Annotated in this window: 27 protein-coding genes and 1 other RNA gene; 17 read left to right on the forward strand and 11 right to left on the reverse strand. The window is 71.7% G+C overall.

The window, feature by feature from the left end; translation table 11 throughout:
- Window positions 1-51: 51 nt before the first annotated feature.
- Window positions 52-663, reverse strand: a complete 612-nt coding sequence (locus AC1DVZ_RS01950) for an NAD(P)-dependent oxidoreductase (protein WP_477616503.1) — start codon at window positions 661-663, stop codon at window positions 52-54.
- Between the two features lie 95 nt (window positions 664-758).
- Here AC1DVZ_RS01950 and AC1DVZ_RS01955 point away from each other — a divergent pair, with 95 nt between their 5' ends.
- Together AC1DVZ_RS01955 and AC1DVZ_RS01960 are read left to right on the forward strand one after the other, a co-directional pair.
- Complete coding sequence (locus tag AC1DVZ_RS01955; RefSeq protein ID WP_477616504.1) at window positions 759-1163, forward strand: winged helix-turn-helix transcriptional regulator; 405 nt, start codon at window positions 759-761, stop codon at window positions 1161-1163.
- A 10-nt stretch (window positions 1164-1173) separates the two neighbouring features.
- Complete coding sequence (locus tag AC1DVZ_RS01960) at window positions 1174-1860, forward strand: CAP domain-containing protein (RefSeq protein WP_477616505.1); 687 nt, start codon at window positions 1174-1176, stop codon at window positions 1858-1860.
- Window positions 1861-1912: 52 nt separating this feature from the next.
- Here the strand turns inward: AC1DVZ_RS01960 and AC1DVZ_RS01965 are convergent, their stop codons facing one another.
- The gene (locus tag AC1DVZ_RS01965) at window positions 1913-2554 is read right to left on the reverse strand and encodes a fasciclin domain-containing protein (RefSeq protein ID WP_477616506.1); all 642 of its coding nucleotides are present in this window, start codon (window positions 2552-2554) and stop codon (window positions 1913-1915) included.
- A gap of 291 nt (window positions 2555-2845) precedes the next feature.
- Here AC1DVZ_RS01965 and ssrA point away from each other — a divergent pair.
- Both ssrA and AC1DVZ_RS01975 read left to right on the forward strand, forming a co-directional pair.
- Window positions 2846-3212, forward strand: a transfer-messenger RNA (tmRNA) gene (ssrA, locus tag AC1DVZ_RS01970).
- Window positions 3213-3374: 162 nt separating this feature from the next.
- Window positions 3375-4175 carry a phosphatase PAP2 family protein gene (locus AC1DVZ_RS01975; RefSeq protein WP_477616507.1) on the forward strand — a complete coding sequence of 267 codons (801 nt, stop codon included), beginning with the start codon at window positions 3375-3377 and terminating at the stop codon, window positions 4173-4175.
- Window positions 4176-4217: 42 nt separating this feature from the next.
- Here the strand turns inward: AC1DVZ_RS01975 and AC1DVZ_RS01980 are convergent, their stop codons facing one another.
- The 6 genes from AC1DVZ_RS01980 to AC1DVZ_RS02005 all read right to left on the reverse strand — a co-directional run bounded on the left by AC1DVZ_RS01980 (window position 4218) and on the right by AC1DVZ_RS02005 (window position 9340).
- A complete protein-coding gene (locus AC1DVZ_RS01980; RefSeq protein ID WP_477616508.1) occupies window positions 4218-4841 on the reverse strand; it encodes a hypothetical protein in 624 nt (207 codons plus the stop codon).
- A gap of 24 nt (window positions 4842-4865) precedes the next feature.
- A complete protein-coding gene (locus AC1DVZ_RS01985; RefSeq protein WP_477616509.1) occupies window positions 4866-5588 on the reverse strand; it encodes a RibD family protein in 723 nt (240 codons plus the stop codon).
- The gene (locus AC1DVZ_RS01990; protein WP_477616510.1) at window positions 5581-6675 is read right to left on the reverse strand and encodes a lysylphosphatidylglycerol synthase transmembrane domain-containing protein; all 1095 of its coding nucleotides are present in this window, start codon (window positions 6673-6675) and stop codon (window positions 5581-5583) included. Before AC1DVZ_RS01990 ends, AC1DVZ_RS01985 begins: the two co-directional genes overlap by 8 nt.
- A 176-nt stretch (window positions 6676-6851) precedes the next feature.
- Window positions 6852-7958 carry a glycosyltransferase family 4 protein gene (locus tag AC1DVZ_RS01995; protein ID WP_477616511.1) on the reverse strand — a complete coding sequence of 369 codons (1107 nt, stop codon included), beginning with the start codon at window positions 7956-7958 and terminating at the stop codon, window positions 6852-6854.
- Complete coding sequence (locus AC1DVZ_RS02000; protein WP_477616512.1) at window positions 7955-8353, reverse strand: 6-pyruvoyl trahydropterin synthase family protein; 399 nt, start codon at window positions 8351-8353, stop codon at window positions 7955-7957. The genes AC1DVZ_RS01995 and AC1DVZ_RS02000 overlap by 4 nt, the downstream gene beginning before the upstream one ends.
- A 3-nt stretch (window positions 8354-8356) precedes the next feature.
- Window positions 8357-9340 (reverse strand): zinc-dependent alcohol dehydrogenase, encoded by a 984-nt coding sequence (locus tag AC1DVZ_RS02005; RefSeq protein ID WP_477616513.1) that lies wholly within the window; start codon window positions 9338-9340, stop codon window positions 8357-8359.
- A gap of 95 nt (window positions 9341-9435) precedes the next feature.
- Here AC1DVZ_RS02005 and AC1DVZ_RS02010 point away from each other — a divergent pair, with 95 nt between their 5' ends.
- The 3 genes from AC1DVZ_RS02010 to AC1DVZ_RS02020 all read left to right on the forward strand — a co-directional run bounded on the left by AC1DVZ_RS02010 (window position 9436) and on the right by AC1DVZ_RS02020 (window position 12417).
- Window positions 9436-10263, forward strand: a complete 828-nt coding sequence (locus tag AC1DVZ_RS02010; RefSeq protein WP_477616514.1) for a CDP-alcohol phosphatidyltransferase family protein — start codon at window positions 9436-9438, stop codon at window positions 10261-10263.
- Window positions 10260-11939: a CDP-alcohol phosphatidyltransferase gene (locus AC1DVZ_RS02015; protein WP_477616515.1), complete on the forward strand. Its 1680-nt coding sequence runs from the start codon at window positions 10260-10262 to the stop codon at window positions 11937-11939. The genes AC1DVZ_RS02010 and AC1DVZ_RS02015 overlap by 4 nt, the downstream gene beginning before the upstream one ends.
- Before the next feature lie 88 nt (window positions 11940-12027).
- Entirely contained in the window at window positions 12028-12417 is a 390-nt protein-coding gene (locus AC1DVZ_RS02020) for a hypothetical protein (RefSeq protein WP_477616516.1), read from the forward strand.
- Window positions 12418-12471: 54 nt separating this feature from the next.
- On the opposite strand, the gene AC1DVZ_RS02025 is transcribed toward AC1DVZ_RS02020, so the two are convergent.
- Window positions 12472-12843 (reverse strand): thioredoxin family protein, encoded by a 372-nt coding sequence (locus AC1DVZ_RS02025; protein WP_477616517.1) that lies wholly within the window; start codon window positions 12841-12843, stop codon window positions 12472-12474.
- 2 nt (window positions 12844-12845) lie between these two features.
- Window positions 12846-13472 carry an SIMPL domain-containing protein gene (locus AC1DVZ_RS02030; RefSeq protein ID WP_477616518.1) on the reverse strand — a complete coding sequence of 209 codons (627 nt, stop codon included), beginning with the start codon at window positions 13470-13472 and terminating at the stop codon, window positions 12846-12848.
- A gap of 23 nt (window positions 13473-13495) precedes the next feature.
- Between AC1DVZ_RS02030 and AC1DVZ_RS02035 the strand changes: the two genes are divergently transcribed.
- The 9 genes from AC1DVZ_RS02035 to AC1DVZ_RS02075 all read left to right on the forward strand — a co-directional run bounded on the left by AC1DVZ_RS02035 (window position 13496) and on the right by AC1DVZ_RS02075 (window position 23161).
- Entirely contained in the window at window positions 13496-14149 is a 654-nt protein-coding gene (locus AC1DVZ_RS02035) for a class I SAM-dependent methyltransferase (protein WP_477616519.1), read from the forward strand.
- A complete protein-coding gene (locus AC1DVZ_RS02040) occupies window positions 14149-14613 on the forward strand; it encodes a hypothetical protein (protein ID WP_477616520.1) in 465 nt (154 codons plus the stop codon). Before AC1DVZ_RS02035 ends, AC1DVZ_RS02040 begins: the two co-directional genes overlap by 1 nt.
- A 17-nt stretch (window positions 14614-14630) precedes the next feature.
- Window positions 14631-16085, forward strand: a complete 1455-nt coding sequence (locus AC1DVZ_RS02045; RefSeq protein ID WP_477616521.1) for an NAD-dependent malic enzyme — start codon at window positions 14631-14633, stop codon at window positions 16083-16085.
- The gene (locus tag AC1DVZ_RS02050; RefSeq protein ID WP_477616522.1) at window positions 16078-16509 is read left to right on the forward strand and encodes a VanZ family protein; all 432 of its coding nucleotides are present in this window, start codon (window positions 16078-16080) and stop codon (window positions 16507-16509) included. Before AC1DVZ_RS02045 ends, AC1DVZ_RS02050 begins: the two co-directional genes overlap by 8 nt.
- Before the next feature lie 215 nt (window positions 16510-16724).
- The gene (locus tag AC1DVZ_RS02055; RefSeq protein ID WP_477616523.1) at window positions 16725-19130 is read left to right on the forward strand and encodes a DEAD/DEAH box helicase; all 2406 of its coding nucleotides are present in this window, start codon (window positions 16725-16727) and stop codon (window positions 19128-19130) included.
- A 152-nt stretch (window positions 19131-19282) separates the two neighbouring features.
- Window positions 19283-19840, forward strand: a complete 558-nt coding sequence (locus tag AC1DVZ_RS02060; protein WP_477616524.1) for a YqgE/AlgH family protein — start codon at window positions 19283-19285, stop codon at window positions 19838-19840.
- Window positions 19841-19871: 31 nt separating this feature from the next.
- Entirely contained in the window at window positions 19872-20174 is a 303-nt protein-coding gene (locus AC1DVZ_RS02065; RefSeq protein WP_477616525.1) for a DUF3039 domain-containing protein, read from the forward strand.
- Between the two features lie 137 nt (window positions 20175-20311).
- Window positions 20312-21277 (forward strand): zinc metalloprotease, encoded by a 966-nt coding sequence (locus tag AC1DVZ_RS02070; RefSeq protein WP_477616526.1) that lies wholly within the window; start codon window positions 20312-20314, stop codon window positions 21275-21277.
- A gap of 129 nt (window positions 21278-21406) precedes the next feature.
- Window positions 21407-23161 carry a DEAD/DEAH box helicase gene (locus AC1DVZ_RS02075; protein WP_477616527.1) on the forward strand — a complete coding sequence of 585 codons (1755 nt, stop codon included), beginning with the start codon at window positions 21407-21409 and terminating at the stop codon, window positions 23159-23161.
- 4 nt (window positions 23162-23165) lie between these two features.
- Here AC1DVZ_RS02075 and AC1DVZ_RS02080 read toward each other — a convergent pair whose 3' ends face one another.
- Window positions 23166-24023 carry a hypothetical protein gene (locus AC1DVZ_RS02080; protein ID WP_477616528.1) on the reverse strand — a complete coding sequence of 286 codons (858 nt, stop codon included), beginning with the start codon at window positions 24021-24023 and terminating at the stop codon, window positions 23166-23168.
- A 39-nt stretch (window positions 24024-24062) separates the two neighbouring features.
- Here AC1DVZ_RS02080 and AC1DVZ_RS02085 point away from each other — a divergent pair, with 39 nt between their 5' ends.
- Window positions 24063-24413 (forward strand): GntR family transcriptional regulator, encoded by a 351-nt coding sequence (locus tag AC1DVZ_RS02085; RefSeq protein ID WP_477616529.1) that lies wholly within the window; start codon window positions 24063-24065, stop codon window positions 24411-24413.
- Window positions 24414-24457: the final 44 nt, after the last annotated feature.

The following is a 24457-nucleotide window of genomic DNA, read 5'->3' on the forward strand; positions in this document are numbered from 1 at the left end:
CATACCTGCTGGGGTGCCGCCGGGTCGCGCCGCGCCTCGCCTTCGGTCCCGTCAGCTCGCGGCGGTGAAGCGCTGGCGACGGTGCTGCGGGCGCTCGAGCTCGTCGACGAGGGCGACCGCGTAGTCCTCGGCGCTGATGGACTCGCCCGCGGGGGCGTCCTGCGCCACCGTGTAGGTGCCGGTGCGCTCGCCAGGGGCGATGACCGGGGCGGGGGAGAAGAACGTCCAGTCCAGGTCGTCCGGCGCAGCCCGGAAGATGTCCAGCGCGGCGGCGCCGGCGCGGGACTCGGCGAGGTACTCGCTGGGGAAGCCCGGTGAGTCGAGCAGGCGCGTGCCGTCCGGCGTGAGGAGTGAGCCGGCTCCTCCGACGAAGATCACCCGTGCGCCGCTGGCGTGGTCGACGAGGTTCTGGACCGCGGCCAGCCACGGCTCATGGCTGCCCCCGGTGCGGCTCGGACCGGTGGCAGACACCACCACGTCGTGGCTGGTGGCGGCCTCCTTGACGGCCGTCTCGTCGGCGAGGTCGCCCGTGGCGGCAACGGTGCCGTCGGGGAGCGGGGAGCTGCTGCGGGTGTAGCCGGTGACCTCGTGGCCGCGGGAGATGGCCTCGGTCGCGATGCGAGAGCCGATCATGCCGCTGGCGCCGAACAGGGCGATCTTCATGGTGATGCCTTCCGTGGGATGGAACGTCGTGGGTGTCGTCTGCCCTGCACAGTAACCATTGGTAACTGAGCACTTCAACGTGCTATAAGTACCTCATGGTTACCAAGCAGGTCCGAGGGGCTGTGGAGACGTCCGAGGGGGAGCGGGGCAACGCCTTCGACCCCGACTGCCCCACCCGCGTGGTGCTCGACCGGATCGGCGACAAGTGGACCGTGCTGGTGATCGGCGCACTCGCAGGTGGTCCGCTGCGGTTCACCGAGCTCCGCGCGCGCGTCGGTGGCGTGGCGCCCAAGGTGCTCACCCAGACGGTCCGCGCGATGGAGCGTGACGGCCTGCTCACGCGCACCGTCTTCGCCCAGGTGCCGCCCCGGGTGGACTACGCCCTCACGGACCTCGGGGTGTCCCTCGGAGGGCCGATCGCCGTGCTGACGGACTGGGCCGAGACGCACGTCAGCACGATCCTCGCTGCCCGGGACGAGTACGTGGCGCAGGAGGCGTAGGTTGGGCTCCTTGCCCACTCTCCTGCTCCGCACCTGTGGTTTTGCGGCGGCCGCGGCACTGGCCCTGGCCGCCTGCGCTGATGCGTCCTCCGACGAGGACCGGGTGCCCACTCGCAGTGGATCCGCGTCGTCCGCGAGCGCCGGCCCCACGACGAGTGCCGTCAGGACCACGGCCGCCCGCCCGGCGTCGCCGAGCACCACGACGACCACCCGCCCGCCCGCGCCCTCCAGGGGGACGCCGAGGCCGCGAGCCACGCCGACATCGAGGGTCACCCCGAAACCGACACCGAAGGCCACCCCGAAGCCCGCGACCGGAACCAGCGTCGTCGGGCAGGTCCTGTCCCTCGTGAACGCCGAACGGGCCAAGGCGGGGTGCGGGCCGGTGCGGACGAGCTCTGCCCTGCAGCGGGCGGCCCAGGGGCACAGCGCCGACATGGCAGCCAAGGACTACTTCTCGCACACCAGCAAGGACGGACGGACCTTCGCCGACCGGATCCGGGCGGCCGGCTACGCAGGCGGCACGATCGGCGAGAACATCGCGGCGGGGCAGGCCACGGCGTCGGCGGTGATGCGCTCGTGGATGGGCAGCTCGGGCCACCGGGCGAACATCCTCAACTGCTCCTTCACGGCGCTGGGCGTCGGACATGCGAGGGGCGGCTCCTACGGCCACTACTGGACCCAGGACTTCGGGGGCTGACCAGGCCGCGGGCACGCCCGCTGCAGCGCCCGCGGCCGGTCAGTCGTAGGGATCAGAGGTCCAGCGGTCGCAGCACCTCCGAGATCCCGTGGGCGATCTGGGCGTTGCCCTTGTTGATGTTGGCCCGCACCACGTAGGGGTTGCGGTCGGTGGGGTCGGCGTCCACGAGGGACACGAACCACCCTCCGACGACGTCGACCGTCACGATGCCACCGGACGCCGTCGTGAGGGCGGCGCCATCGGACTGCAACGCCTGGCGGTAGGTGACCGTGGCCCCCGGGACCACGTGGTAGAGCAGCACGGCCTCGACGGTGTCGATGCCCAGGGAGGCGACGTCGGCGAAGACGTCGGACTCCGAGGTGTAGTGCTTGCCCGTGAGGTCGGACGCGAGCCTGCGGAACGCCCTGTCGGTCGGCAGGAACGCCGTCAGGGCGACCGTCCCGTCGGCCAGGACCCCGACGGCCGAACCCGGCTTGGCGGTCAGCACTGCCGTGACCGCGTTGTCGACGATGTCGAAGTCGTTCCAGTTCCGGTCGAAGCCGGCACCGTCCTTGGCGAGCACCGCGGCCAGGCTGCGGGTGCCGGTCGCGGACTGGTCCCACCCGTGCGCCGAGGCCGATGGGGCGCTGACGAGGGCGGCCGTGCCGGCGAGGCCGAAGGCCGCCACCACTGTCATGAAGCGTCGAGCGAACATGCTTGTCCTCCAGGATTCCACTGCGGTGTGGTGGTCCCGGAACTGCGGTCACCGCTGGCCGCGGATCCGGACCCTGCGCAGGGGATTCGGGGGTGGTCGTGAAACAGATTGGACAAACCTTGGACAGATTCAGCCGGCCAGCCTGAGGGGGGCTGTGGCGTGTCCTCACGAGCACGACAGCGGGCGTACCCGGAAATGCGTGAGGGCCTGTCGCTGTTGGACGGTAGGCTGGTCCACAGCAACACCAACTGAACAGCGGTCGTGTGAACACCCCTGCACTCGCAGGAGCACGGGGGTGATCGGTTTCGACATTGGTCGGCATTTCAGGGGAAGCGGGTCGAGGATGCCTGGTTATCTCGTTAACGCTCCTGGCAAACCAATAGGTGCCGATTCCAAGCGCACCGACTTTGCCCTCGCCGCCTGAGCGAGCTCCAAAGTCCGTCAGCCTGAGCTAGTTCTCGTCTCAGTGTCTGGCGTCAACTAGAGAACTTGCTGCGCAGTCATGTCGAGGGGCTGCGCGGGACTCTTACTCGACTGGGCCTGTCAGTGGACGTGTGCGTGCGAGCACTGGGGCCGAGAAAATCCACAGCGCACTGCACCCGGAGAAGTCCTGGTTTCCCGTCAATGGACGCGGGTTCAATTCCCGCCACCTCCACCACCGCGGTGTTCACACGGCAGTTCAGCCTCGAGGCCCGGTCGTTCGCGACCGGGCCTTCGTGGTGCGCGGGCGAGCCCGCGTGCGACGCCCGGCCACGCGGCATACCGGCAGCGCCGCAGGCCAGTGGGTATGCCGCCTGGCCGGCTTTGCGAGGATGGCCCGATGTTGCGCGACGACACCTCCGCCGAGGAGCGGATCGGGTCCCGCGACCTGACCGACTGGCGCACCTCCGCCGGCCGCCGGCTGGCGTCGTGGGTGGTGCCGCGGGCGGTCGGACTCGCCCGGTGGAGCGCAGCGCACGTCGTCCTGGTCGTGACCGCCCTGGTGGGCGGCGCCGCAGCGGTGGCTCTGACGGCGGTGGCGACCGAGGTCTACGAGGCCGTGGTCGAGGCCGACGGCATCGCCGGGCTCGACCAACCGGTCCTCGACCAGGCGATCGCGTGGCGCACGCCCGGACTCGACCACGCGGTCACGCTCTACACCGATGTCGGCGGGCCGATCGGGATGCCGATCGTCACGACCGTCCTGACGCTGCTCATGGTCTGGCGATGGAGGTCCCGAACTCCGTTGGTGCTCATGGTGATCGCGGCGACCGGCTCGCTGGCGATGACGACGACCGGCAAGGCCCTGATCGGCAGGGCCCGGCCGCCCCTGTCCGACGCCGTGCCGCCCTACGAGAGCTCGCCGAGCTTTCCGAGTGGGCACACGCTCAACGCCACCGTGCTCACGGCGATCCTCGTCTACCTCCTGCTGCGCCGCCTCGACGCCGCGTGGGGGCGCCTCGCGGCCGTGGCGGTCGGCGCCTTCTTCGTCGTGACGATGGGCCTGAGCCGGGTCTTCCTCGGTCACCACTGGCTGACCGACGTGGTGGCCGGGTGGGCGTTGGGGCTCGCGTGGGCGGCGGCAGTGATCACCGCGCACCGGCTGTTCCTCACCGTCCGTCGTGAGACCCAAGGCCGCTGAGGAGGGTTCGGAGACGAGCGCGGTGGGGTCGGTGGCGTCGGGTCAGGCCAGGTCGGCGACCCAGTGGTCGCCATCCTCGCGGAAGCCGAGGCGCGCGTAGTAGGGGTTGACCATGCCCGGGGGCGTGACGATCTGCCGGATGCCCTTGCCTCGGAACAGCCCGCTGCTGCGGTAGACGAACTCGCCGGGAGAGAAGTCGCGGAAGCGGGGCGTCACGTAGTCGAGCTCCACCTGGGCGACACCGTTGCCGGCATCCCGCACGACGACCACCCCGACCGTCTCGTTGCCCCGCTCGACGAGGTAGGCGCTGCGGCCGGTCCCGAGGTCGGCGGCGTCGAACTGGGGGAAGTACCGGGCGATGTCCTTGCCCTGGACCTTGAGGAAGTGCTGGAGGTAGGACTCGTCCGGACCGACGGCCACCACCTCGTAGACCGACTCGTCGCCGCGCTCGCGCAGCAGCTTGGTGATCATCCAGATGTTGATGCCGGCGGTGACGGTGTTCATGCCCACCATCGGCCAGACGTGCAGCATCGCGTTGAACACCACGAGCGTGCAGCTCGCGGTGAGGTTGAGCAGCCGGAAGCGCAGCACGCGCTGCTGGAGCAGGGAGAAGATGAGCAGGGCTGAACCTGCCCACCCCAGGGCTTGGATGGACCACGACGTCATGGGGCGCAGTCTGCCAGTCCAGCTCTACCCGTCCGACCCGCTGGACCTGTCCGACCGGCTCGAGCGGAACCGTGGGGAGAGCGCATACCGCAGCAGGGCCACGTCCCCGATCTGCCGCACGTCGGCAAGGGCGGCTCGATGACCCTCCGACCACGGGAAACCGCCGTCGCCGACGAACCGCTGGGCGCGGGAGTCGCCGACGAAGACGGGGGCGACGACCAGCTGGAGCTCGTCGGCCAGGTCCTCGGTGAGGAACTGGGTGAGCACCGAGCCGCCGCCCTCCACCATGAGCCGGCGCACCCCTCGGGTGTGGAGGTCCTCGGTGACCCTGCGCAGCGTGACCGGCTCGCCGCCATCGACGACGGTTGCCACGTCACCCAGCCGCTGCCGCACGATCGCCGCCGCCCCGCTGGGGCAGTAGACGAGCTTCTCACCGTCGCCGACGCGGAAGAACGCTGCGTCGGGGTCCAACGGCGCTCCCCTCGTCACCGTCACCTTCGTCGGCGACGGCGGGTGTCCGCGCGCGACACGTCCCGCACGCCGATCGGCGGAGCGCACGAGCAACCGGGGATCGTCATCGCGGATCGTGCCGGCCCCGACGAGGATGGCGTCGCAGGCCGCCCGCTCGGCGTCGACGCGGTCGAAGTCGGCGGCGTTGGACAGCTGCAACCGGCCCGCGGAGGCGTTGTCGAGATAGCCATCCATCGAGATGCTGCAGCTGAGCAGGGTGTAGGGACGGTCAGCCACGCGCCGGCTCCCCGGTGGCCGCGACCAGCTGTGGGCTGCCGGCGACGGCACTCTCCGCGGGGGCGCGTCGGGCGCGTCGGGCGTGCCACGGGCCCGCCACGAGCATCACGACCGCCCCCGGCAGGCTGGCGGCGAACACCAGCACGCCGTAGACCACCGCGGTGGACAGGCCTGCGTCCGCCCCCAGGCCAGCGGCCCCGAAGGCCCAGGCGGCAACGCCCTCCCGGGGTCCCCAGCCGGCGAGGTTGACGGGCACCCCCATGGAGACGAGGACGACGAACGCGAGGGGCACGAGCCGCGCCGTCGGTGCGGTTGCCCCGGCCGTGCGGGCCGCCACCACGAAGGTCATGACGTGACCGGTCACGGCCAGCCCCGAGGCCACGACGACCAGCGGCAAGGTGCGTCGGGCGAAGAGTGCTCGACGAAGTTCCGCCCAGGTCGCCGTGGCGAGCGCGCGCGTCCCTCCGTTCGGCCGCCGGCTCGCACTGCGCCGCCTCGCCCGCAGCCCCGCCCTGCGCCGCCTCGTGCTGAGCCGCCAGACCAGTCCGCACACGGCGGACACCAGGACGACGAACCACACCCAACCCAGGAGCGGTCGCACGGGAGAGGGAAGCAGCGTCAGCGCTCCGAGTGCCATCACGGCCTGGACGACCTGGCCGGCGCTGCGCTCCCAGAACACCGACCGGACGCCCTTGCCGGTGTCGCCGTGCTGGCGCCCGAGCCGCACGCCGCGGTGGACGTCCCCGAGCACACCACCGGGGGTCGCCGTGTTGACGAACTGGGAGCGGTAGCAGGCCGCCACGGCAGGCAGCAGCGGCACCCGGGTGCCGAGCCCGGCAGCCACGAGGCTCCACCGCCAGGCGCAGCAGCTGGTCGTGAGGGCGGTGAGGACCACCGCGAGGCCGAGCGACCACCCGTCGATGGCGCCGAGGGCGTGGAGGGACGAGTCGAAGCCCAGCCGCCAGACCACGAACCCCAGGACGGCCGCGCCGCCGACGCGATGGGTCACCGGGGAGCGGCCGACGCGCAGCGCCAAGGCTGACAGGACGCGCGGTTCGCGCGACCACTCGTCGTGGCGTCGGGTCATCCCCAAGGCACGCCTCTCCTGATTCGGTTCGGTCTGGTCGGGTCGGCCACGGGCACGTTCTGAACAGACATCGCCTGCACAAACATCGACGTATGCCGCGTGGCCGGGGTTCACCCCAGCCCGCCACGCCGTGGTGCGCGGGTGCCCGTGGCCCGTGGGGATGCCGACGGCGAGGGTCACGCCGCGACCTCGCTGAGCACGGAGGCGACGGCCTCTGCCGTCGTCGACCACGGCGACAGCGTGATGCGGCGTCCACGGGCGGCCGCACGAAGCCGTTCGCGCAGGCCGGCGTCCTCGAGCCAGGACCGCACCGCCCGGCCCAGCTCGCCCGGCTCCGTGGGCGACACCAGCAGGCCCGGCACCGTGCCGTCGGGGGCTGCGCCCATCGCCTCCGCGATGCCGCCCACGGAGGTCGCGATGACCGGAAGCGCACGGGCGAGCGCCTCGGTGACGACCAGGCCGTACGTCTCGACCCGCGACGCGTGCACGAGCACGTCCGCCGCGGCATACGCCAGGTCGAGGTCGCGGCCGGTGAGGGGACCGACGAAGGTGACCCGATCGGCGATCCCCGCCTCGTGGCACTGCGCGCGCAACCGCGCGACGTGGTCCGGGGCGAGGTCGAGGGCTCCTGCGCAGACGAGCCGCCACGGCAGGTCGTCCACCGCGGTCAGTGCGTCGAGCAGCTCGACGTGACCCTTGGCCGGGACGACCGCTGCCACGCAGAGCAGCTCGGCACCCGACCGGCTGCCGCTGCCAGGGGTGGCGCGGTCGGCTCCGGGCTGGGCCACGCTGACCCGGTCGGGAGCCAGGCGGTAGTGGTCCACCAGCCACTGCCGGGTCCAGTCGCTGGTGGTGAGGACCGCTGCGGCGGCTTCGAGGACCAGTCGCTCACCCTCCGCGACGTCGTGGTCCCCTTGCGGCGGCTGGACCGGTGGCTCTTGGACCAGCGGCGGCTGGACCGGCGGCGGGTGACCGAGCGGGAGGTGGACGAGCACGACGACCCGCAGCCTGGACGCCGCCGGCACGAGCTCGTCGGGCGCGCACGACGCGACCAGTCCGTCGAGCAGGACCACGGCGTCCCGCGGCAGGGCGGCCAGCTCCTGGGCAAGGGTCGCCCGGGTCTGGGCGTCGGGGTGTGGCCAGGGCCCGGGCACCGCATGGACCTGCACCGACCAGCCGAGCGCCGACAGCTCCGAGCAGACCCGGCGGTCGTACGTGTTGCCGCCGCTCGGCCGCGTCGGGTCGTCGACGGTGCCCGGGACGACGACGTGCACCGTGGTCACAGGGTCCGCTCGTAGCTGGCCCACGCCACGGGGGACTCGGACAGCGTCACGGTGATGGCACTGACGCGCCGCGCCGTGTCGCCGATGTTGCCGGCGTGGACGCGGTCGGCCAGGCGGTCGGCCACCACTCGTGCCAGCACCTCCGTCGTCGTGTTGGTGCCCTCGAGTGTCGGGTCCTCGTCGAGGTTGCGGTAGGTGAGGTCGGCGAGCACCTCGTGCAGAGCGGCCCCAGCCCGACCGATGTCGACGACGATGCCATCCGCGTCGAGGGTGTCGCAGTGGAAGGTCGCGTCGACGACGTAGGTCGCACCGTGCAGTGCCCGGGCCGGTCCGAAGACCTCGCCGCGGAAGCTGTGGGCGATCATCATGTGGTCCCGCACGGTCACTCTGAACACGGTCTACCCCTGGTCGTACGTGATGAGGTGACAGATCGCCGGAAGGCTCCCGTCGTGGAGGCCGGCCATGACGACCGGCAGCTCGTCGAAGACCGACTGGCCGGTGACGAGGGCGTCGAAGGCGGAGTCGTGCAGGAGCTCGAGGGCCAGGGCCAGCCTCTCGGCCGGGCGCCGCCGCGAGCGTCGGGCCGGCGAGACCATGCCGACCTGGCTGGCACGGATGCCGAGCCGGCGTGAGTGGAACGCGCCGCCCAGGGCGATGCCCACCTCGCGGTCGCCGTACCAGCTGAGCTCCACCACCTCGCCCTCGGTGGCGAGCAGGTCCAGGGACAGCTGGAGGCCCGCCGAGGTCGCGCTGGTGTGAAAGACGAGATCCGCACCCCCCAGCTCCACCCTTCCGGGGACGGCGAAGTCGACGCCCAGTGCGGCCGCCACGGCGGCTCGGGACTCGTCCACGTCGACCAGGGTCGTGCGGACCCCGGGGAACCGTGCCAGCAGCCGTGCGATGCAGCACCCGACCATGCCCGCACCCACGACAGCCACGCGGTCACCCACCAGGGGAGCGGCGTCCCACAGGGCGTTGACCGCCGTCTCGACGGTGCCCGCCAGCACGGCGCGCTGTGCAGGTATGCCGTCCGGCACGACCGCGACGGCGTCCACCGGGACGACGTACCTCGTCTGGTGGGGAAACAGGCAGAACACGGTCGCGCCCACGAGGTGGGCCGGGCCGTCCTCGACGACGCCGACGTTCAGGTAGCCGTACTTGACCGGCCCCGGGAAGTCACCTTCCTGGAAGGGAGCCCGCATCGCGGCATACTGGCTCGGTGGGACTCGACCCCCGAAGACGAGGGTCTCGGTGCCGCGGCTGATGGCCGAGTACAGGGTGCGAACGAGGACGTCCCCCGGTCCGCAGGCGGGTAGCGCCGAAGGCCGGATCTCACCGACCCCGGGTTCGGCCAGCCAGTACGCGCGGGCAGCGGCGGACACGAGCCCACCCTAGCCATCGCCCGCTCCGGGGTCCCGTGAACGCCGGTACGYCCTGGCCCGTCCTAGTGGTCAGACGCTGTGACAGAGGAGGTGTGGTGCGCGCGTTCCGAGCCCTCCCGGTGGACAGCGCGGTCACCCAGCTGGTGCTGCTCGGCGCCCTCGGCTGGGCGGCACCCGTCGGCGGCGCAGCGGTGGCCATCAGTTTCGGCTGCGCGCTGGTCGGCTTGGCCCTCCTGTCGCGGGGGCTCGCGGGGCAGGGTCGACGAGGCCTGGGACCTGCGGACCACGTCACGGTGACCCGGGCCACGCTCGCGTGTGCCGTGGCGGCGCTCACCGCCCAGTCCCTGCTGGGCCACGCGCATCTCCTCGGGCAGGGGCCTCCCCTCCGACACGGGCACCCCACGATGCTCGTGGCGATCGCGGGTCTGGCGCTGGTGCTCGATGCCGTCGACGGGTGGGTCGCCCGGCACAGTCGGACGGAGACACCGCTGGGGGCGCGGATGGACATGGAGGTGGACGCCTTCCTCATCCTCGTCCTCAGCGTGGCGGCTTCGGTGGTGGTCGGCTGGTGGGTGCTGGCGATCGGGGCCTTTCGCTACGGGTTCCTGACCGCGACCTGGGTGGCGCCCTGGCTCGGTGGTGCCGTCCCACCTCGCTGGTCGCGCAAGGCGGTTGCCGCGCTCCAGGGGGTCGTGCTCACGGTGGTCACGGCCCAGGTGCTGCCGCGGGGTGCGTGCGTGGCCGCCCTGGCCGTGGCGCTCGCACTCCTGGCCTGGTCGTTCGGCACCCAGGTCGCCGAGCTGTGGCCGTCGCGGCAGCGGCGGGTCGGCCCCTCCGGGCTCCTCGGGGACGGTCGCGCCGCCACCCCGGCCCCAGCCGTGGGTCATGAAGCCGCGAACCAGCCGGCCAGGGCGCTCGAGTGACCCCCGTGTCGGGGTGGCGTCGCCTGGCGCGACTCGCCGCGACGATCGCCGCCCTCGTGACCGGCCTGGTCGTGTGGGTGGTGCTCGTCGCGCCGGACGGCGCCATCGGGAGGCCGGTCGACTGGCTGGGGCGCCTGCCGCTCGAGTCGGTCGTCGTGCTCGCGATGCTGCTCGTGCTGCCCTCCCGCTGGCGAAGCGGGGTGGCCCTGCTGGGCGGTCTGGTGCTGGCCGTCCTGACGGTGTTCAAGCTCCTCGACATCGCGTTCACCTCGGCCCTGAGCCGGCCCTTCGACGTCGTGACCGACTGGACCTACCTGCCCTACGCCTACGGCCTGGTCGACGACTCCGCGGGAAGGGCCGCCGCCACCGCAGCCGCCATCGGTGCGGTGGTCCTCGTCCTCGGCCTGCTCGTGGGGTTCCCCCTGTCGGTACGACACCTGGGGCGACTGCTGGATGCTCACCGTGACCGCCACCGGCGCGGGTGGGCCACGGCACTCGTCGTCGTGACCGCCGCGTGGGTCGTGGCTGCGGTCGGCAACGTCCAGGTCGCCCCGGGCCTGCCCTTCGCGGCCACGCCGTCCGTGGGACTCGTCACCGACCACGTGGGCCAGGTTCGGGCGGCGGTGCGCGACCGTGCGGTGTTCGCCCACGCGGTCGCGCGGGACCCCTTCGCGGCGACACCGGCCGGCGACCTGCTGTCCGGGTTGCGCGGCAAGGACGTCCTCATCGTCTTCGTGGAGAGCTACGGCGAGGTGGCGGTCACCGGCTCGCCGGAGTCGGCGTCGGTCTCGTCGACGCTGGACCGGGGGACGAGCCAGCTGCGTGCCGCCGGCTACGCGACGCGGAGCGCCTGGCTCGTCTCACCGACGTTCGGGGGCACGAGCTGGCTGGCCCACTCCACCCTCCAGTCGGGTGTCTGGGTCGACAGCCAGCGGCGCTACGACCAGCTCGTCGCCACCGACCGGCTCACCCTGAGCGGCGCGTTCAAGCGCGCGGGCTGGCGCACGGTGGGCGACGTCCCCGCGAACCGGCACGACTGGCCGCAGGCCCGGTCCTTCTACCGCTACGACCAGGTCTACGACGCGCGGAACGTCGGGTATGCCGGCCCGGCCTTCGGGTACGCGACGATGCCGGACCAGTACACCCTCAAGGCTTTCGCCGACCGGGAGCTGTCGAGCGGGGCACGCGCCCCGGTGATGGCCGAGATCGACCTGGTGACCAGCCACGTCCCGTGGGCTCCGCTCCCGAGGATGGTCGACTGGTCGTCGGTCGGAGACGGCTCGGTGTTCGGCCCCATCCGCGCCCAGGCGCAGACCAAGGCGCAGACCTGGCGGGACCCGGCGTCCGTGCGCGCGGCCTACGCGGAGTCGATCTCCTACTCGCTGCAGAGTCTCGTGTCGTTCGTGCGGACGGTCCACGACGACAACCTCGTCCTCGTGCTGCTCGGCGACCACCAGCCCTCGAGCGTGGTCTCAGGACCCGGGGCCAGCCACCGGGTGCCGGTCACCATCGTGGCCCACGACCCGCGCGTGACCGAGCGGATCCATGGCTGGGGCTGGCAGGACGGTATGCGTCCCCGTCCCGACGCGCCCAGCTGGCCGATGGATGCGTTCCGCGACCGTTTCCTCGCGGCGTTCGGTCCGCCTGCGGACGCCACCAAGGGCCGGGACCACTGACCGCGTCGACCACTGAACGCGACTCGGCCCTGGACCGTCTTCACCACCAGGACGCCGGAGCGGGGACGGCCGGGAGAAGGAGAGTGACATGGTGTGGCGAGCACTGGGTGCGGCGGCCCTGGTCGTGTCGGCCGCGGACCACCTGAAGCTCTGGTTCGGCGGGGTGCGCCACCAGTCGGTGGGACCAGCGTTCCTCGTCAACGTCGTGGCCGGGGTGGTCATCGCGGTCCTGCTGCTGCGCTGGCACCACTGGGTGCCGGCCTTCCTCACCCTCGGATTCGGGGCGTCCACGCTGGGCGCGTTCGTCCTCGCCACGACGGTGGGCTTCATGGGGATCCACGACCGGTGGGAGGGCTTCTACGTCTACGCCGCCGCGATCTCCGAGGTGCTGTGCATCCTCGTGGGTGGGCTGCTGCTCCTGCAGTCGTGGGCGAGCAGGTCGACCACCCATGGCCCGCCGATGGCGGCGCACCGCTGACCGGGCTGACCGCACGGGCGCGAGGGCCCAGCCAAGGCGGGCCGACGCGAGCGCCTAGCTCTGGCTGGCCTTCTGCGACTCGATGTCCGCGCGCACGGCGTCCATGTCGAGGCCCTGCACCTTGGCGATGACGTCCTCCAGCATGGGTGCGGGCAGCGCGCCCGCCTGGGCGAAGACGAGGATGCCGTCCCGGAAACCCATGAGCATGGGGATCGAGGTGATGTTCGCCGCGGCGGCGAGGGCCTGCTCGGCCTCGGTGTCGACCTTGCCGAACACGATGTCGGCGTGCTGCTCGGAGGCTGCCTCGTAGACCGGTCCGAACCGCTTGCACGGCCCGCACCACTCGGCCCAGAAGTCCACCAGGACGGTGCCGCCCTGCAGGATCGTCTTCTCGAAGTTCTCCGCCGTCAGCGTCGTGCTAGCCATCTCTAGGTCCACTCCCATCGGACCGCGACGGTCGCGGTCACCGAGTTCTCGCCCAGCTCGACGGACAGGTCTGCCGCCTTGCCGGCTTCCATCATGGCAAACCGGGGCTGAGCTCCACCCCGGTCAACATCGGACAGTCGCTCAACCTTCCCGAGCTGGCGGCCGGCCAAGGCGGCATACTGCTGCGCCTTTGCCCTGGCGTCCGCGAAGGCGGCCTCGCGCGCCCGCGCGAGCAGGGGTGCGGAGTCGGCCAGCTCGAGTCCGATGTGGTCGATGGTGAGGGCGTTGCCTGCGACGCCGGCGAACGCCTCGACCAGGCTCCCGACCAGCGCCGGGTCACGCACCGTCACCGACAGGCTCTGGTATGCCGTGTAGCCGACGACCGTGACCCCCTCCCGGTCGTGCCGGGGGTGGACGCCGGTGCCCGTCGTCCGCAGGTCGGCATCGACCACGCCGTGGTCGCGGGCAGCCTGGGCCAGGCCCCGTGCGCGACTGCCCGCGTCGGCGAGTGCGGACGAGACGTCGTCGCCGTCGCAGCGCACCCCCGCCCTGACGCGGACCACGTCCGGCGCCGCTGACGCGGTGCCGGAGCCGGTGACCTCCACGTGTGACCCGCTGTGTCCTGTCATGCGTCCAGCCTAGGCTTGAGCCGATGAGCACCGACGAGATCCGCCGCTACTGGGACGACTTCGCAGCCGAGTACGACAACTACCCCGACCACGGGCTGCTCGACTCCGACATCCGTGCTGCGTGGAAGGACCTGCTGCGCACCTGGCTGCCCACGACCCCGTCGCTGGTGGCGGACCTTGCCTGCGGCACGGGCACCATGAGCGTGCTCATGGCCGAGATGGGCCACCAGGTGCGTGGCATCGACCTCTCGCCGGAGATGGTGCGGCGGGCACTGGCCAAGGCCGCACCGTTCGGGTCGGCCATCGAGATCGCGGCTGCGGACGCCAGCGAGCCGCCCTTCGAGCCGGGGTCCTTCGACGTGGTCTTCGCCCGGCACATCCTGTGGACGCTTCCGGACCCCACGGAGGCACTGCGCCGGTGGGCCGGGCTGCTGCGACCCGGCGGCCGGCTGGTGCTGGTCGAGGGACGCTGGGGCCTGGAGGGCGCCGACGGCGGGCCGGACCTGCCGTGGCGCGCCGGCGTGCCCTCCGACGAGCTCGCGGCGCTCGTCGGCGAGCTGGTGGGGGAGCCGGTCGTGGTGCAGCTGACCGACACCGTCTTCTGGGGCCGCGAGATCGAGCACGAGCGCTACCTGCTGCGGGCGATGGCCCCGACAGCCCCGACAGCGTCGGCCTGATGCGCGCCCGGGCTCGTCGGGTCACCGTCGTCGGCTGGGTGCTCGCCGCGCTCGCGGCCCTCATGCTGCCCTGGACGGCATACCTGTTCGTGGCGTTGCCCGGCACCGCGCCGGCGGCGCACTTCGACCTCGCCTGGGGTGGCTTCGACGTGGCGCTGCTGATCCTGCTGGCGGTGACCGGGTGGGCGGCGGTGCGGCGTGCCCGCTGGCTCGGTGCCGCATCCGGTGCGACCGCTGCGCTGCTGGCGACCGACGCGTGGTTCGACGTGGTGACGGCGCCGACGCCGGGGGAGCGGTGGGTCGCCCTGGCGATGGCCGTGGTCGTCGAGCTGCCGTTGGCCGTGGTGTGCGGCTGGCTCGCAATGAGGGGACAGGAGCTCGTCGAGGAACGACTGGCTCTCGGCCTGCGGCGGCGGCGGGTCGCTGGCCACGATTCGGCACCGGTTCGGCATACCCCTCGGTAATCGGGAGAATGCCGACCATGAGCGCAGCGCCGTCCGTGTCCAACTCCATCACCGTCCGGTTGACCCTCCCGGCCCGCGCCACCGCGGTCTCCGAGCTCACCGGCGTCATCGAGAAGGGCGGCGGGCTGGTCACCGGCCTCGACGTCACGGCCTCTGGCGCCGACCGGCTGCGCGTGGACGTCACCGCGGCTGCCCGCGACACCACCCATGCCGACGAGCTCGTCGAGGCGATGCGCGGGGTGCACGGCGTCGAGATCGGCAAGGTCTCGGACCGCACGTTCCTCGCCCACCTGGGCGGCAAGCTCAAGATCGAGTCCAAGGTGCCGATCCGCAACCGCGACGACCTCTCCCTGATCTACACGCCGGGCGTCGCGCGGGTCTGCCTCGCGATCGCGGAGAACCCCGAGGACGCGCGCCGCCTCACCATCAAGCGCAACACCGTCGCTGTCGTGACGGACGGCTCGGCCGTCCTCGGCCTGGGCAACATCGGCCCGCTGGCCGCGCTGCCGGTGATGGAGGGCAAGGCGGCGCTGTTCAAGCGGTTCGCCGACATCGACGCCTTCCCCATCTGCCTCGACACCCAGGACACCGAGGAGATCATCCGCACCGTCAAGGCGATCAGCCCGGTCTTCGCGGGCATCAACCTCGAGGACATCTCGGCGCCGCGCTGCTTCGAGATCGAGGCCCGACTGCGTGACGAGCTGGACATCCCCGTCTTCCACGACGACCAGCACGGCACCGCGATCGTCACCCTGGCCGCCCTGCGCAACGCGTTGCGCGTGGTCGGCAAGGACCTCAGCGAATGCCGCGTGGTCATGTCGGGCGCGGGTGCCGCCGGCACCGCGATCCTCAAGCTGCTGCTCAAGGCCGGCGCGACCGATGTCGTGGTGGCCGACCACCTCGGAGTGCTGCACCCCGACCGTGAGGACATCGCGTCGGGCCAGCACCCCGCCCTGGCCTGGTCGGCCGCCAACACGAACCACCGCGGCGTCACCGGCACGCTCAAGGACGCGATCGCCGGCGCCGACGTCTTCGTCGGTGTCTCCGCCCCGGGGATCCTCACCGGCGAGGACATCGCCACGATGAACGACGGGGCGATCGTCTTCGCCATGGCCAACCCCGAGCCCGAGGTCGACCCCATCGCAGCAGCCCAGTACGCCGCCGTCGTGGCCACCGGCCGTTCAGACTTCGCCAACCAGATCAACAACGTCCTGGTCTTCCCGGGGGTGTTCCGCGGACTGCTCGACGCAGCCTCGACGTCCATCGACGAGGACGTGATGCTGGCCGCCGCCAAGGCGCTGTCCGAGGTCGTCCACCCCGAGGAGCTCAACGCCGCCTACATCATCCCCAGCGTGTTCCACCCGGACGTCTCCAAGGTCGTGGCCGCCGCGGTCAAGGCAGCGGTGCTGGGTACGGCCCCCGAGCAGGTCCCCACCCGTCGGATGGCGGAAGAGCCCGAGTTCATTGGCTAGGTCGTCGCCCGACGACCCGACTCCTGCGGGCTCGTCGCCCGACGTGCTCAGCGCGGACCCGGGACCGGCGACCATGGTCGTCGGCCCGCAGCGCAGGTCCGCAGGTGTGGTCCTTGCAGTTCTGCTGGCCGTCCAGGTGGCCGCGCTCTACTGGCCGCGGGTCGACCTCCAGGGCCCGGTGACGTGGAGCGACAAGGTCGTTCACGCTCTCCTCTTCCTGCTGCCCACGGTGGCGGGGCTGCTGGCCGGCGTGCGGCCGGCCTACCTCGTGGGGTTGTTGGCCCTGCACGCACCGGTGAGCGAGCTCGTCCAGCACTACGTCCTCCCGAACCGTTCGGGTGACCCCTGGGATGCCGTCGCGGACCTCTCCGGCGTGGTGCTCGGGGTCACGTCCGTCGTGGTCGGGCGGTCCCTGCGGCGCTGATAGACTGCTCTGGCTCAGTTCGGCGGCGCCTGGCAGCGCCATCAGGTGGCATAGGCGCCACAGACGCATTCCCTACTCCGACTGCAGTCCCACCGGATGACAACTGTTGATCCGGTCCAACGGGCCCCACGGGCCTGAGGCTCGTCTTCTTCGTTGCCCTCGCCAGGTCGCTCGAGACGTGTCTACCTCGAGTACCTGAAGTGAGTTGAATATCAGTGCCCAAGAACCTGCGATCCGGCGCGCCCAAAAAGGCCCGGTGGACCCCAGAAAAGAAGGCTGACGCGAAGAAGGGCCCCAAGAAGGCCCACCGCGGCCAGTCATCCGCCCCCTCCAGTGGCAGCTCGTATGCCGCTCGGCCGGCTCGCGACGGAGACCGTCGCCCTGAGCGCTCCGAGCGTTCCGACCGCCCGGCCCGCAGCTACGACCGCAGCGAGCGCCCCGCCCGCACGTTCAACCGTGACGACCGTGCGCCGCGCACCTTCGACCGCAGCGAGCGTCCCGCGCGCAGCAACGACCGCGACGACCGCGCTCCCCGCAGCTACGACCGCAGCGACCGCCCGGCTCGCACGTTCAACCGTGACGACCGCGCTCCCCGCAGCTACGACCGCAGCGACCGCCCGGCTCGCACGTTCAACCGTGACGACCGCGCGCCGCGCAGCTACGACCGCAGCGAGCGTCCCGCGCGCAGCAACGACCGCGATGACCGCGCGCCTCGCTCCTACGGCCGCGACGACCGTCCGGCCCGCACCTTCAACCGTGACGACCGGCCGCCGCGCCGCGACTCCACCCGTGACGACCGCCCGGCTCGTCGCAGTGACCGTAGTGCCAGTGACCGTAGTGACAGCCGTGGTCCCCGTCAGTACACCAACCGTGAGGACCACCGAGTGACCAGTTTCAACCGTGACGACCGTCCGGCTCGCACCAACGACCGCAGCGACCGTCCGGCTCGCAGCAACGACCGCGATGACCGCGCGCCGCGCAGCTACGACCGCAGCGACCGTCCCGCGCGCAGCAACGACCGCGATGACCGCGCGCCGCGCAGCTTCGACCGCAGCGACCGTCCGGCCCGCAGCTACGACCGCAGCGACCGTCCGGCCCGCAGCTTCGACCGCAGCGACCGCCCGGCCCGCAGCTTCGACCGCAACGACCGGCCCGCCCGCAGCTTCGAGGGTCAGGTCGACCCCGAGGCCGAGCGCATGGAAGCCGACACCTGGGTGAAGGCGACCCGCAAGACGGTCGACGGTCCCGTGACCGTCGACGCCGACAACGGCTTCGCCGGACTCGGCCTCAGCGAGCGCCTCGTCGAGCGACTGGCCCGCGACGGCATCACGACGCCCTTCCCGATCCAGTCCGCGACCATCCCGGACGCCCTCGCAGGCATGGACATCCTCGGCCGTGGCCAGACCGGCTCCGGCAAGACGCTGGCCTTCGGCCTGCCGATGCTGTCCCGTCTCGCCGACGGCGACAAGGCTGCCCCCCGTCGTCCGCGGGCCCTGGTGCTCGTGCCGACCCGTGAGCTGGCCATGCAGGTCTCCGACGCCCTCGAGCCGCTGGTGCACGTCCTCGGGCTGAAGCACAAGCTCGTCGCCGGTGGCCTGTCCTACACCACGCAGATCAGCGCCCTGAACCGCGGCGTCGACCTGCTCATCGCCACCCCCGGCCGGCTCAAGGACCTCATCGAGCGCGAGGCCGTGCAGCTGCGCGACATCCAGATCGCCGTCCTCGACGAGGCCGACCACATGGCCGACATGGGCTTCATGCCCGAGGTCACCGCCATCCTCGACCAGATGCCCGCCGGCGGTCAGCGGATGCTCTTCTCGGCCACCCTCGACAAGGGTGTCGACAAGCTCGTCGAGGGCTACCTCACCGACCCGAAGACCCACTCCACCGACGACGCCAAGGCGTCCGTCACCACGATGGAGCACCACGTGCTGCTCATCGACCCGATGCACAAGAAGACGATCACGGCCGAGGTCGCCAACCGTGAGGGGCGCACCGTGGTCTTCGTGCGCACCAAGCTCGGTGCCGACCGCGTGGCCCTCCAGCTGCGCGAGCAGGGTGTCTTCGCCGCGGCGCTGCACGGTGGGCTGAACCAGGGTGCGCGCAACCGCGTCCTCGGCGCGTTCCGTGACGGCAGCCTGCCGGTCCTGGTCGCCACCGACGTCGCCGCCCGCGGCATCCACGTCGACGACGTCTCCGTCGTCCTGCAGGTCGACCCGCCGGCCGACCACAAGGACTACCTGCACCGCTCCGGTCGCACCGCTCGCGCGGGTGACAAGGGCACCGTCGTGACCCTCGCACTGCCGCACCAGCGCCGCACCATGGAGCGGATGGCCAAGGACGCCGGCATCGACGCCGTCCCGACCAAGGCGATCCCCGGAGACGCTCGCCTCGCGGCGACCGGCGCCGTGACCCCCAGCGGCATCCCGGTGCCCGAGGACAAGGTGCGCCGCGTCCTCGAGGGCAACAAGCGCAGCGGACGCCCGTCCGGCCAGGGCGGCCCCCGTGGCGGTGGCCCCCGCGGCCCGCGCCAGGGTGGCGGCAGCCGCTCCTTCCGTGACGACCGCTCCGGCGGCTCGCGCGGTGACCGCCCCAGCTACTCGCGCGCAGCGCGGGGCTGAACCACGCGGCATACCGGGCCCTCGGGTGACGCGAGCGGTGGCTGATCGCCGCAGCGCCTGAGGCCCGTATCACCCACCACCGCATCACCTGAATGGTCGAAGCCCCGGTCCCCGCGACCGGGGCTTTGGCATGGGGCAGGCAGAATGGGACCGTGGAGACCATCGACCTGTCGGGCAGCCTGCTCGTCGCGACGCCCCAGATCGTGGACGGGGTGTTCTGCCGCAGCGTCGTCCTCCTCCTGCACCACGACGCGGAGGGCGCGCAGGGAGTGGTGCTCAACCGTCCGATGGATGCGCGGGTGGACGTCGTGCTGCCTGACTGGCAGGCGTACGCCACCGCGCCCTCGGTGCTGTTCGAGGGAGGCCCGGTCGGCCTCGACAGCGCGCTCGGACTCGTGACGGTCCCCGGGGACGTCGAACCGCTCGGGGTGAAGCGGCTGTTCCGCGGGCTGGGACTCGTCGACCTCGACACGCCTCCGGCGATCGTGGTGCCGGAGGTGGCCGGTCTGCGGATCTTCGCGGGGTATGCCGGGTGGTCACCGGGGCAGCTCGAGGAGGAGGTCGCGTCGGGCAGCTGGTACGTCGTGGAGTCGGAGGGACGCGACGCCTTCGACGACGACCCCGAGCAGCTCTGGACCCGCGTGCTGCGTCGCCAACGTGACCACCTGGCGTTCGTGGCGACCTTCCCGACCGACCCCGAGATGAACTGAGCCGCAGCACGACCCGGCATACACTCGGGGGATGAGCGAGCCCCCAATCCCCCTGGACGACCCGCTGGTCCCGCAGGCCCAGCCCTCCACGACGACGGCCGTGCTGGAGCGCGAGCAGGTCGAGGAGCAGCTTCAGGAACCGGGCGACCACGAGCGGTTCTCGCACTACGTCCGCAAGGAGAAGATCCTCGAGAGCGCCCTGTCCGGCGATCCCGTCGTGGCGTTGTGCGGCAAGGTCTGGATCCCCGGTCGGGACCCGAAGAAGTTCCCGGTCTGCCCCACGTGCAAGGAGATCTACGAGGGGCTGCGCGCCCCGCAGGACGGCGGCGAGTAGCCGACGAGCGTCGGCGTCGACCCAAAGCCTGAACGACTCTTTACCTTTGTGCGTCCCTGAGCAGGGGCGATGCCTCCTAGCGTGCGAGGTCGAGCCACCTCCCAACCCGGGAGGTGGTGACCCGCGAAAGGACGCACATGTTGCTTCGCTCTCGAATCGCCCTGTCCACGTTGGTGCTGGGGGCCGCCGCACTCGGCCTCGGCCAGGGCAGTGCTGTCGCCCAACCGATGGCCGGGGAGTCCACGGTCGCCGCAGACTGCGCCACGCACACCGACTCGGTGAACGCCGCCAGGAGCGCGCAGGGTGGCAACCGCAAGGACGGCAACGAGCTGTCCGCCGCGCAGGCCAAGGCCATGGAGGCCAGCCTCGCCAAGGCGATGGCGGCCAAGGGCTACACCAAAGCCCCCAACGGCTCGGTCCGCAAGCCCGGTGGTGGCACCCCCTTCACGTCGGCGGCCGTGAACGTGTACTTCCACGTCATCACCAGCGGCTCTGCCGGAGCGGTGAGCGGGACCCAGATCAGCAAGCAGGTCGCTGTGCTCAACGACGCGTGGGCTGGCAGCGGCTTCACCTTCCAGCTCGCTGGGACGACGACCACCGACAACAGCACCTGGTACAACCTCGCCCAAGGCAGCAGCGCCGAGCGCGCCATGAAGACGGCGCTTCGACAGGGGTCGATGGACGACCTCAACATCTACACCGCCAACCTGTCGGGTGGCCTGCTCGGCTGGGCGACCTTTCCGAAGGCGAGCTACGACGCGATGGACGGCGTCGTGGTCCTCGACGAGAGCCTGCCGGACGGCGATGCCGCTCCCTACAACCTCGGTGACACCGGCACCCACGAGGTCGGTCACTGGGCCGGGCTCTACCACACGTTCCAGGGCGGGTGTGCGGGCAACGGTGACTACGTCGCGGACACCCCTGCCGAGGCATCTCCGGCCTTCGGCTGCCCGACCGGACGCGACAGCTGCGCCAGCAAGCCCGGCCTGGACCCGATCACGAACTTCATGGACTACACCGACGACGCCTGCATGGACAGGTTCTCGCCCAACCAGGTGGACCGCATGAAGACTTCCTGGGTGACCTACCGCCAAGGCAGCTGACCGACAAGGCGATGACCCACCGCAGCGGACCGCCGACCAGCGACACGCTCTAGCACACCCCCGAGGCCCCGGCTCAGACGCCGGGGCCTCGGCATGTCGTCTCGCGGCACCGGATACCGTGGCCGCCCTATGAGTACCGCCGCCGCCTCCCACCTGTCACCAGCGTTCCCGGAGCGGGCGGCCTGGGGGACGGCCGACAAGCTGCGCGCCTGGCAGCAGGCCGCGCTCACGGCATACCTGCAGGCGGATCCGCGCGACTTCCTCGCGGTCGCGACGCCCGGCGCGGGCAAGACGACCTACGCGCTGCGCCTCGCCACCGAGCTCCTCGGCCGCGGCACCATCTCGGCCGTGACGATCGTCGCGCCCACCGAGCACCTCAAGACCCAGTGGGCCGAAGCCGCTGCCAAGGTCGGCCTCCACATCGACCCGAAGTTCTCGAACTCCTCGGCCCGCCACTCCAGCGAGTACGACGGGGTCGCGCTGACCTACGCGCAGGTGGCCAGCAAGCCGTCCCTGCACCGCACCCGCACCGAGTCCGCCCCCACACTCGTGATCCTCGACGAGATCCACCACGGCGGCGACGCGCTGTCGTGGGGGGATGCGATCCGCGAGGCGTTCGAGCCCGCGACCCGCCGGCTGGCCCTGACGGGCACGCCGTTCCGCTCGGACACGTCGCCGATCCCGTTCGTGACCTATGCCGAGGACCGTGACGGCATCCGGCGCTCCTCCGCCGACTACACCTACGGGTATGCCGAGGCGTTGCGTGACGGTGTCGTGYGGCCCGTGCTGTTCCTCGCCTACGGCGGCGCGATGCGGTGGCGCACCAAGGCCGGTGACGAGATCGCCGCCCGGCTCGGCGAGATGCTCACCAAGGACTCCATGGCGCAGGCGTGGCGGACCGCGTTGGACCCCAAGGGGGAGTGGATCCCGTCGGTCCTGGCGGCGGCCGACAAGCGGCTGACCGAGGTGCGCCGCGGCGTGCCGGACGCCGGCGGCCTCGTCATCGCGTCGAACCAGACCGCAGCGCGCGCCTACGCGCGGATCCTGGAGGCCCTGACCGGGCAGAAGCCCACCCTGGTGCTCTCCGACGACGCCGGCTCCTCGGCGCGGATCGAGGAGTATGCCGCGAGCGACTCGCGCTGGATGGTCGCCGTGCGCATGGTGTCCGAGGGTGTCGACGTGCCACGGCTGTGCGTGGGCGTCTACGCCACCTCGACGTCGACCCCGCTGTTCTTCGCTCAGGCGGTCGGGCGCTTTGTCCGCGCGCGCCGCCGTGGTGAGACGGCCTCGGTCTTCCTGCCGTCGGTGCCCGTGATCCTCGAGCACGCTGCCCGCCTCGAGGACGAGCGCGACCACGCCCTCGACCGGGTGACCAAGGAGTCCGACAGCGCCGCCGCGATGTGGGCCGAGGAGGACGCCCTCATCGATGCGGCGAACCGCACGGCGCGTACGCCCGACATCGACGCGATGGCCTTCGAGGCGCTGGAGTCGGACGCCGAGTTCGACCACGTGCTGTTCGACGCCAAGCAGTTCGGGCTCAACGCCATGACCGGCTCGGACGAGGAGCAGGAGTACCTCGGGCTCCCCGGCCTGCTCGAGCCGGACCAGATGGCGGTGCTGCTGCACGAGCGGCAGACCGCCCAGAGCACCCGCCGGCCGCGCAAGGCCGAGCAGCCGGTCTCCGCGCACCGGGCGCTGGCCGCGCAGCGCCAGGAGCTCAACAAGCTGGTGGCCGCCTACGCCCGGAAGAAGGGCACACCGCACGGCGTCGTGCACAACGAGCTGCGGCGAGCCTGCGGTGGACCCTCGCTGGACGAAGCGACCTCCGAGCAGGTCGTGGCCCGGGTCGAGAAGATCAGGGCCTGGTTCGTCGGTCGTCGCTGACGCGTCACCCGCCCGCCGGGTCGAACTCGCCGTGGGGTAGCAAGGGCAGGATTCGGCCGACGTCAGCGGAACCGTCCGGGTACTGGAAGAACGTGATGCCCCGCGAGGTGCCGCCCCATTCCTCGATGGTGCGGGTCCCGGCCATGGCGGTGATGGCTGCCCGGTCCACCTCGACGCAGTGCCACGCGGAGACGGGGGGCGTGAAGGTTGGGGCGGGCGGGTCATGCCAGCTCGTGAACGCGCGGCGCGCAAGCGGGCGCCCCTCGAGCACGTCGCGGGCCGGCCTCGGCAGCTCCCTCACGGCGAGTGCCCGCGATGACGTGAAGTCGGCCGCCACCCACTCCAGGCACACCGCGTAGGACGAGGGGACGTAGGGCCGTGCGGAGGGCTCCGCCCAGGCGGTGGGAGGCAGGGCTTTCGCTGGGTCTGTGAGGAAGTCGGTCCAGTCGATGGCACCGGCGCGGAGGCGGGCCATCCCGGCCTCGTTGAGCCGCCGTTCGGCCAGGTTGTCCAGCGTCCCGTAGGGGGCCTCTTCCAGGTGCCAGATGACGCGTCCGTCCGCGTACGCCGCGACCCAGCCGTCGTGGACGATCCCGTAGCTGTCGACGAGCTGCGCCGAGCGGGGGCCGGGTCCGACGGCTGCGAGCTCCCCACCTGCGTCGCTGCTGGGCCGCCCAGTGGGTGGGTTGTCGCGCAAGGCGAACAGCGCCAACGCTGCCGCGAGCAGGAGCCCGATGGTCCCGGCGGTGGCCGCGCGCCTGCGGCGCGCTCGGCGTCGGGCCTGCTCGATGACGGCGGCCTCGACCTGGGGGGAGACGATGTCGCGGGGGCCTGCCTGCCCGGGCGGAGCTGTGAGGGTCATGCGAACTCCTTGGCCAATGAAGCTATTATTACTAGCACCATGTTGCACGTCAAGATCGACAAGACGGACTCGACGGACCTCTACGAGCAGGTCGCCGGCGAGATACGACGTGCGGTCGCCGAGGGCGAGGCCAGGGCCGGGGACAGGCTCCCGCCCGCCAAGGACCTGGCTGCCGTGCTGGGCGTCAACACCAACACCGTGCTGCGCGCCCTCCGCCTGTTGCGCGACGAGGGCCTGCTCGAGTTCCGGCGTGGGCGCGGGGTGTCGGTCGCCAGCACCCCGGCCCGCGGCGCGGTCGTCCAGCGCACGCGGGAGCTCGTCGAGTTCGCCCGTCGCCACGGCTACCGGGTGGAGGAGCTCGTGGACATCATCGAGGGGCTCGGTTCGTAGCCGGCCCGACCGTGCGGAAGATCCTTCGACGCATCGGCCCTGGC

Source organism: Pedococcus sp. P2_E5, assembly GCF_056403895.1.

Bases quoted from the DNA above. Each gene is read 5' to 3' on its own strand.
- AC1DVZ_RS01955 (WP_477616504.1), top strand. From the start codon at position 759: ATGGTTACCAAGCAGGTCCGAGGGGCTGTGGAGACGTCCGAGGGGGAG.
- AC1DVZ_RS02025 (WP_477616517.1), bottom strand. From the start codon at position 12,843: ATGGCTAGCACGACGCTGACGGCGGAGAACTTCGAGAAGACGATCCTG.
- AC1DVZ_RS02080 (WP_477616528.1), bottom strand. From the start codon at position 24,023: ATGACCCTCACAGCTCCGCCCGGGCAGGCAGGCCCCCGCGACATCGTC.
- AC1DVZ_RS02020 (WP_477616516.1), top strand. From the start codon at position 12,028: ATGGTGTGGCGAGCACTGGGTGCGGCGGCCCTGGTCGTGTCGGCCGCG.
- AC1DVZ_RS01990 (WP_477616510.1), bottom strand. From the start codon at position 6,675: ATGACCCGACGCCACGACGAGTGGTCGCGCGAACCGCGCGTCCTGTCA.
- AC1DVZ_RS01965 (WP_477616506.1), bottom strand. From the start codon at position 2,554: ATGTTCGCTCGACGCTTCATGACAGTGGTGGCGGCCTTCGGCCTCGCC.
- AC1DVZ_RS01950 (WP_477616503.1), bottom strand. From the start codon at position 663: ATGAAGATCGCCCTGTTCGGCGCCAGCGGCATGATCGGCTCTCGCATC.
- AC1DVZ_RS01980 (WP_477616508.1), bottom strand. From the start codon at position 4,841: ATGACGTCGTGGTCCATCCAAGCCCTGGGGTGGGCAGGTTCAGCCCTG.
- AC1DVZ_RS02045 (WP_477616521.1), top strand. From the start codon at position 14,631: ATGAGCGCAGCGCCGTCCGTGTCCAACTCCATCACCGTCCGGTTGACC.
- AC1DVZ_RS02070 (WP_477616526.1), top strand. From the start codon at position 20,312: ATGTTGCTTCGCTCTCGAATCGCCCTGTCCACGTTGGTGCTGGGGGCC.
- AC1DVZ_RS01975 (WP_477616507.1), top strand. From the start codon at position 3,375: ATGTTGCGCGACGACACCTCCGCCGAGGAGCGGATCGGGTCCCGCGAC.
- AC1DVZ_RS02035 (WP_477616519.1), top strand. From the start codon at position 13,496: ATGAGCACCGACGAGATCCGCCGCTACTGGGACGACTTCGCAGCCGAG.
- AC1DVZ_RS02030 (WP_477616518.1), bottom strand. From the start codon at position 13,472: ATGACAGGACACAGCGGGTCACACGTGGAGGTCACCGGCTCCGGCACC.
- AC1DVZ_RS02085 (WP_477616529.1), top strand. From the start codon at position 24,063: ATGTTGCACGTCAAGATCGACAAGACGGACTCGACGGACCTCTACGAG.
- AC1DVZ_RS02040 (WP_477616520.1), top strand. From the start codon at position 14,149: ATGCGCGCCCGGGCTCGTCGGGTCACCGTCGTCGGCTGGGTGCTCGCC.
- AC1DVZ_RS02065 (WP_477616525.1), top strand. From the start codon at position 19,872: ATGAGCGAGCCCCCAATCCCCCTGGACGACCCGCTGGTCCCGCAGGCC.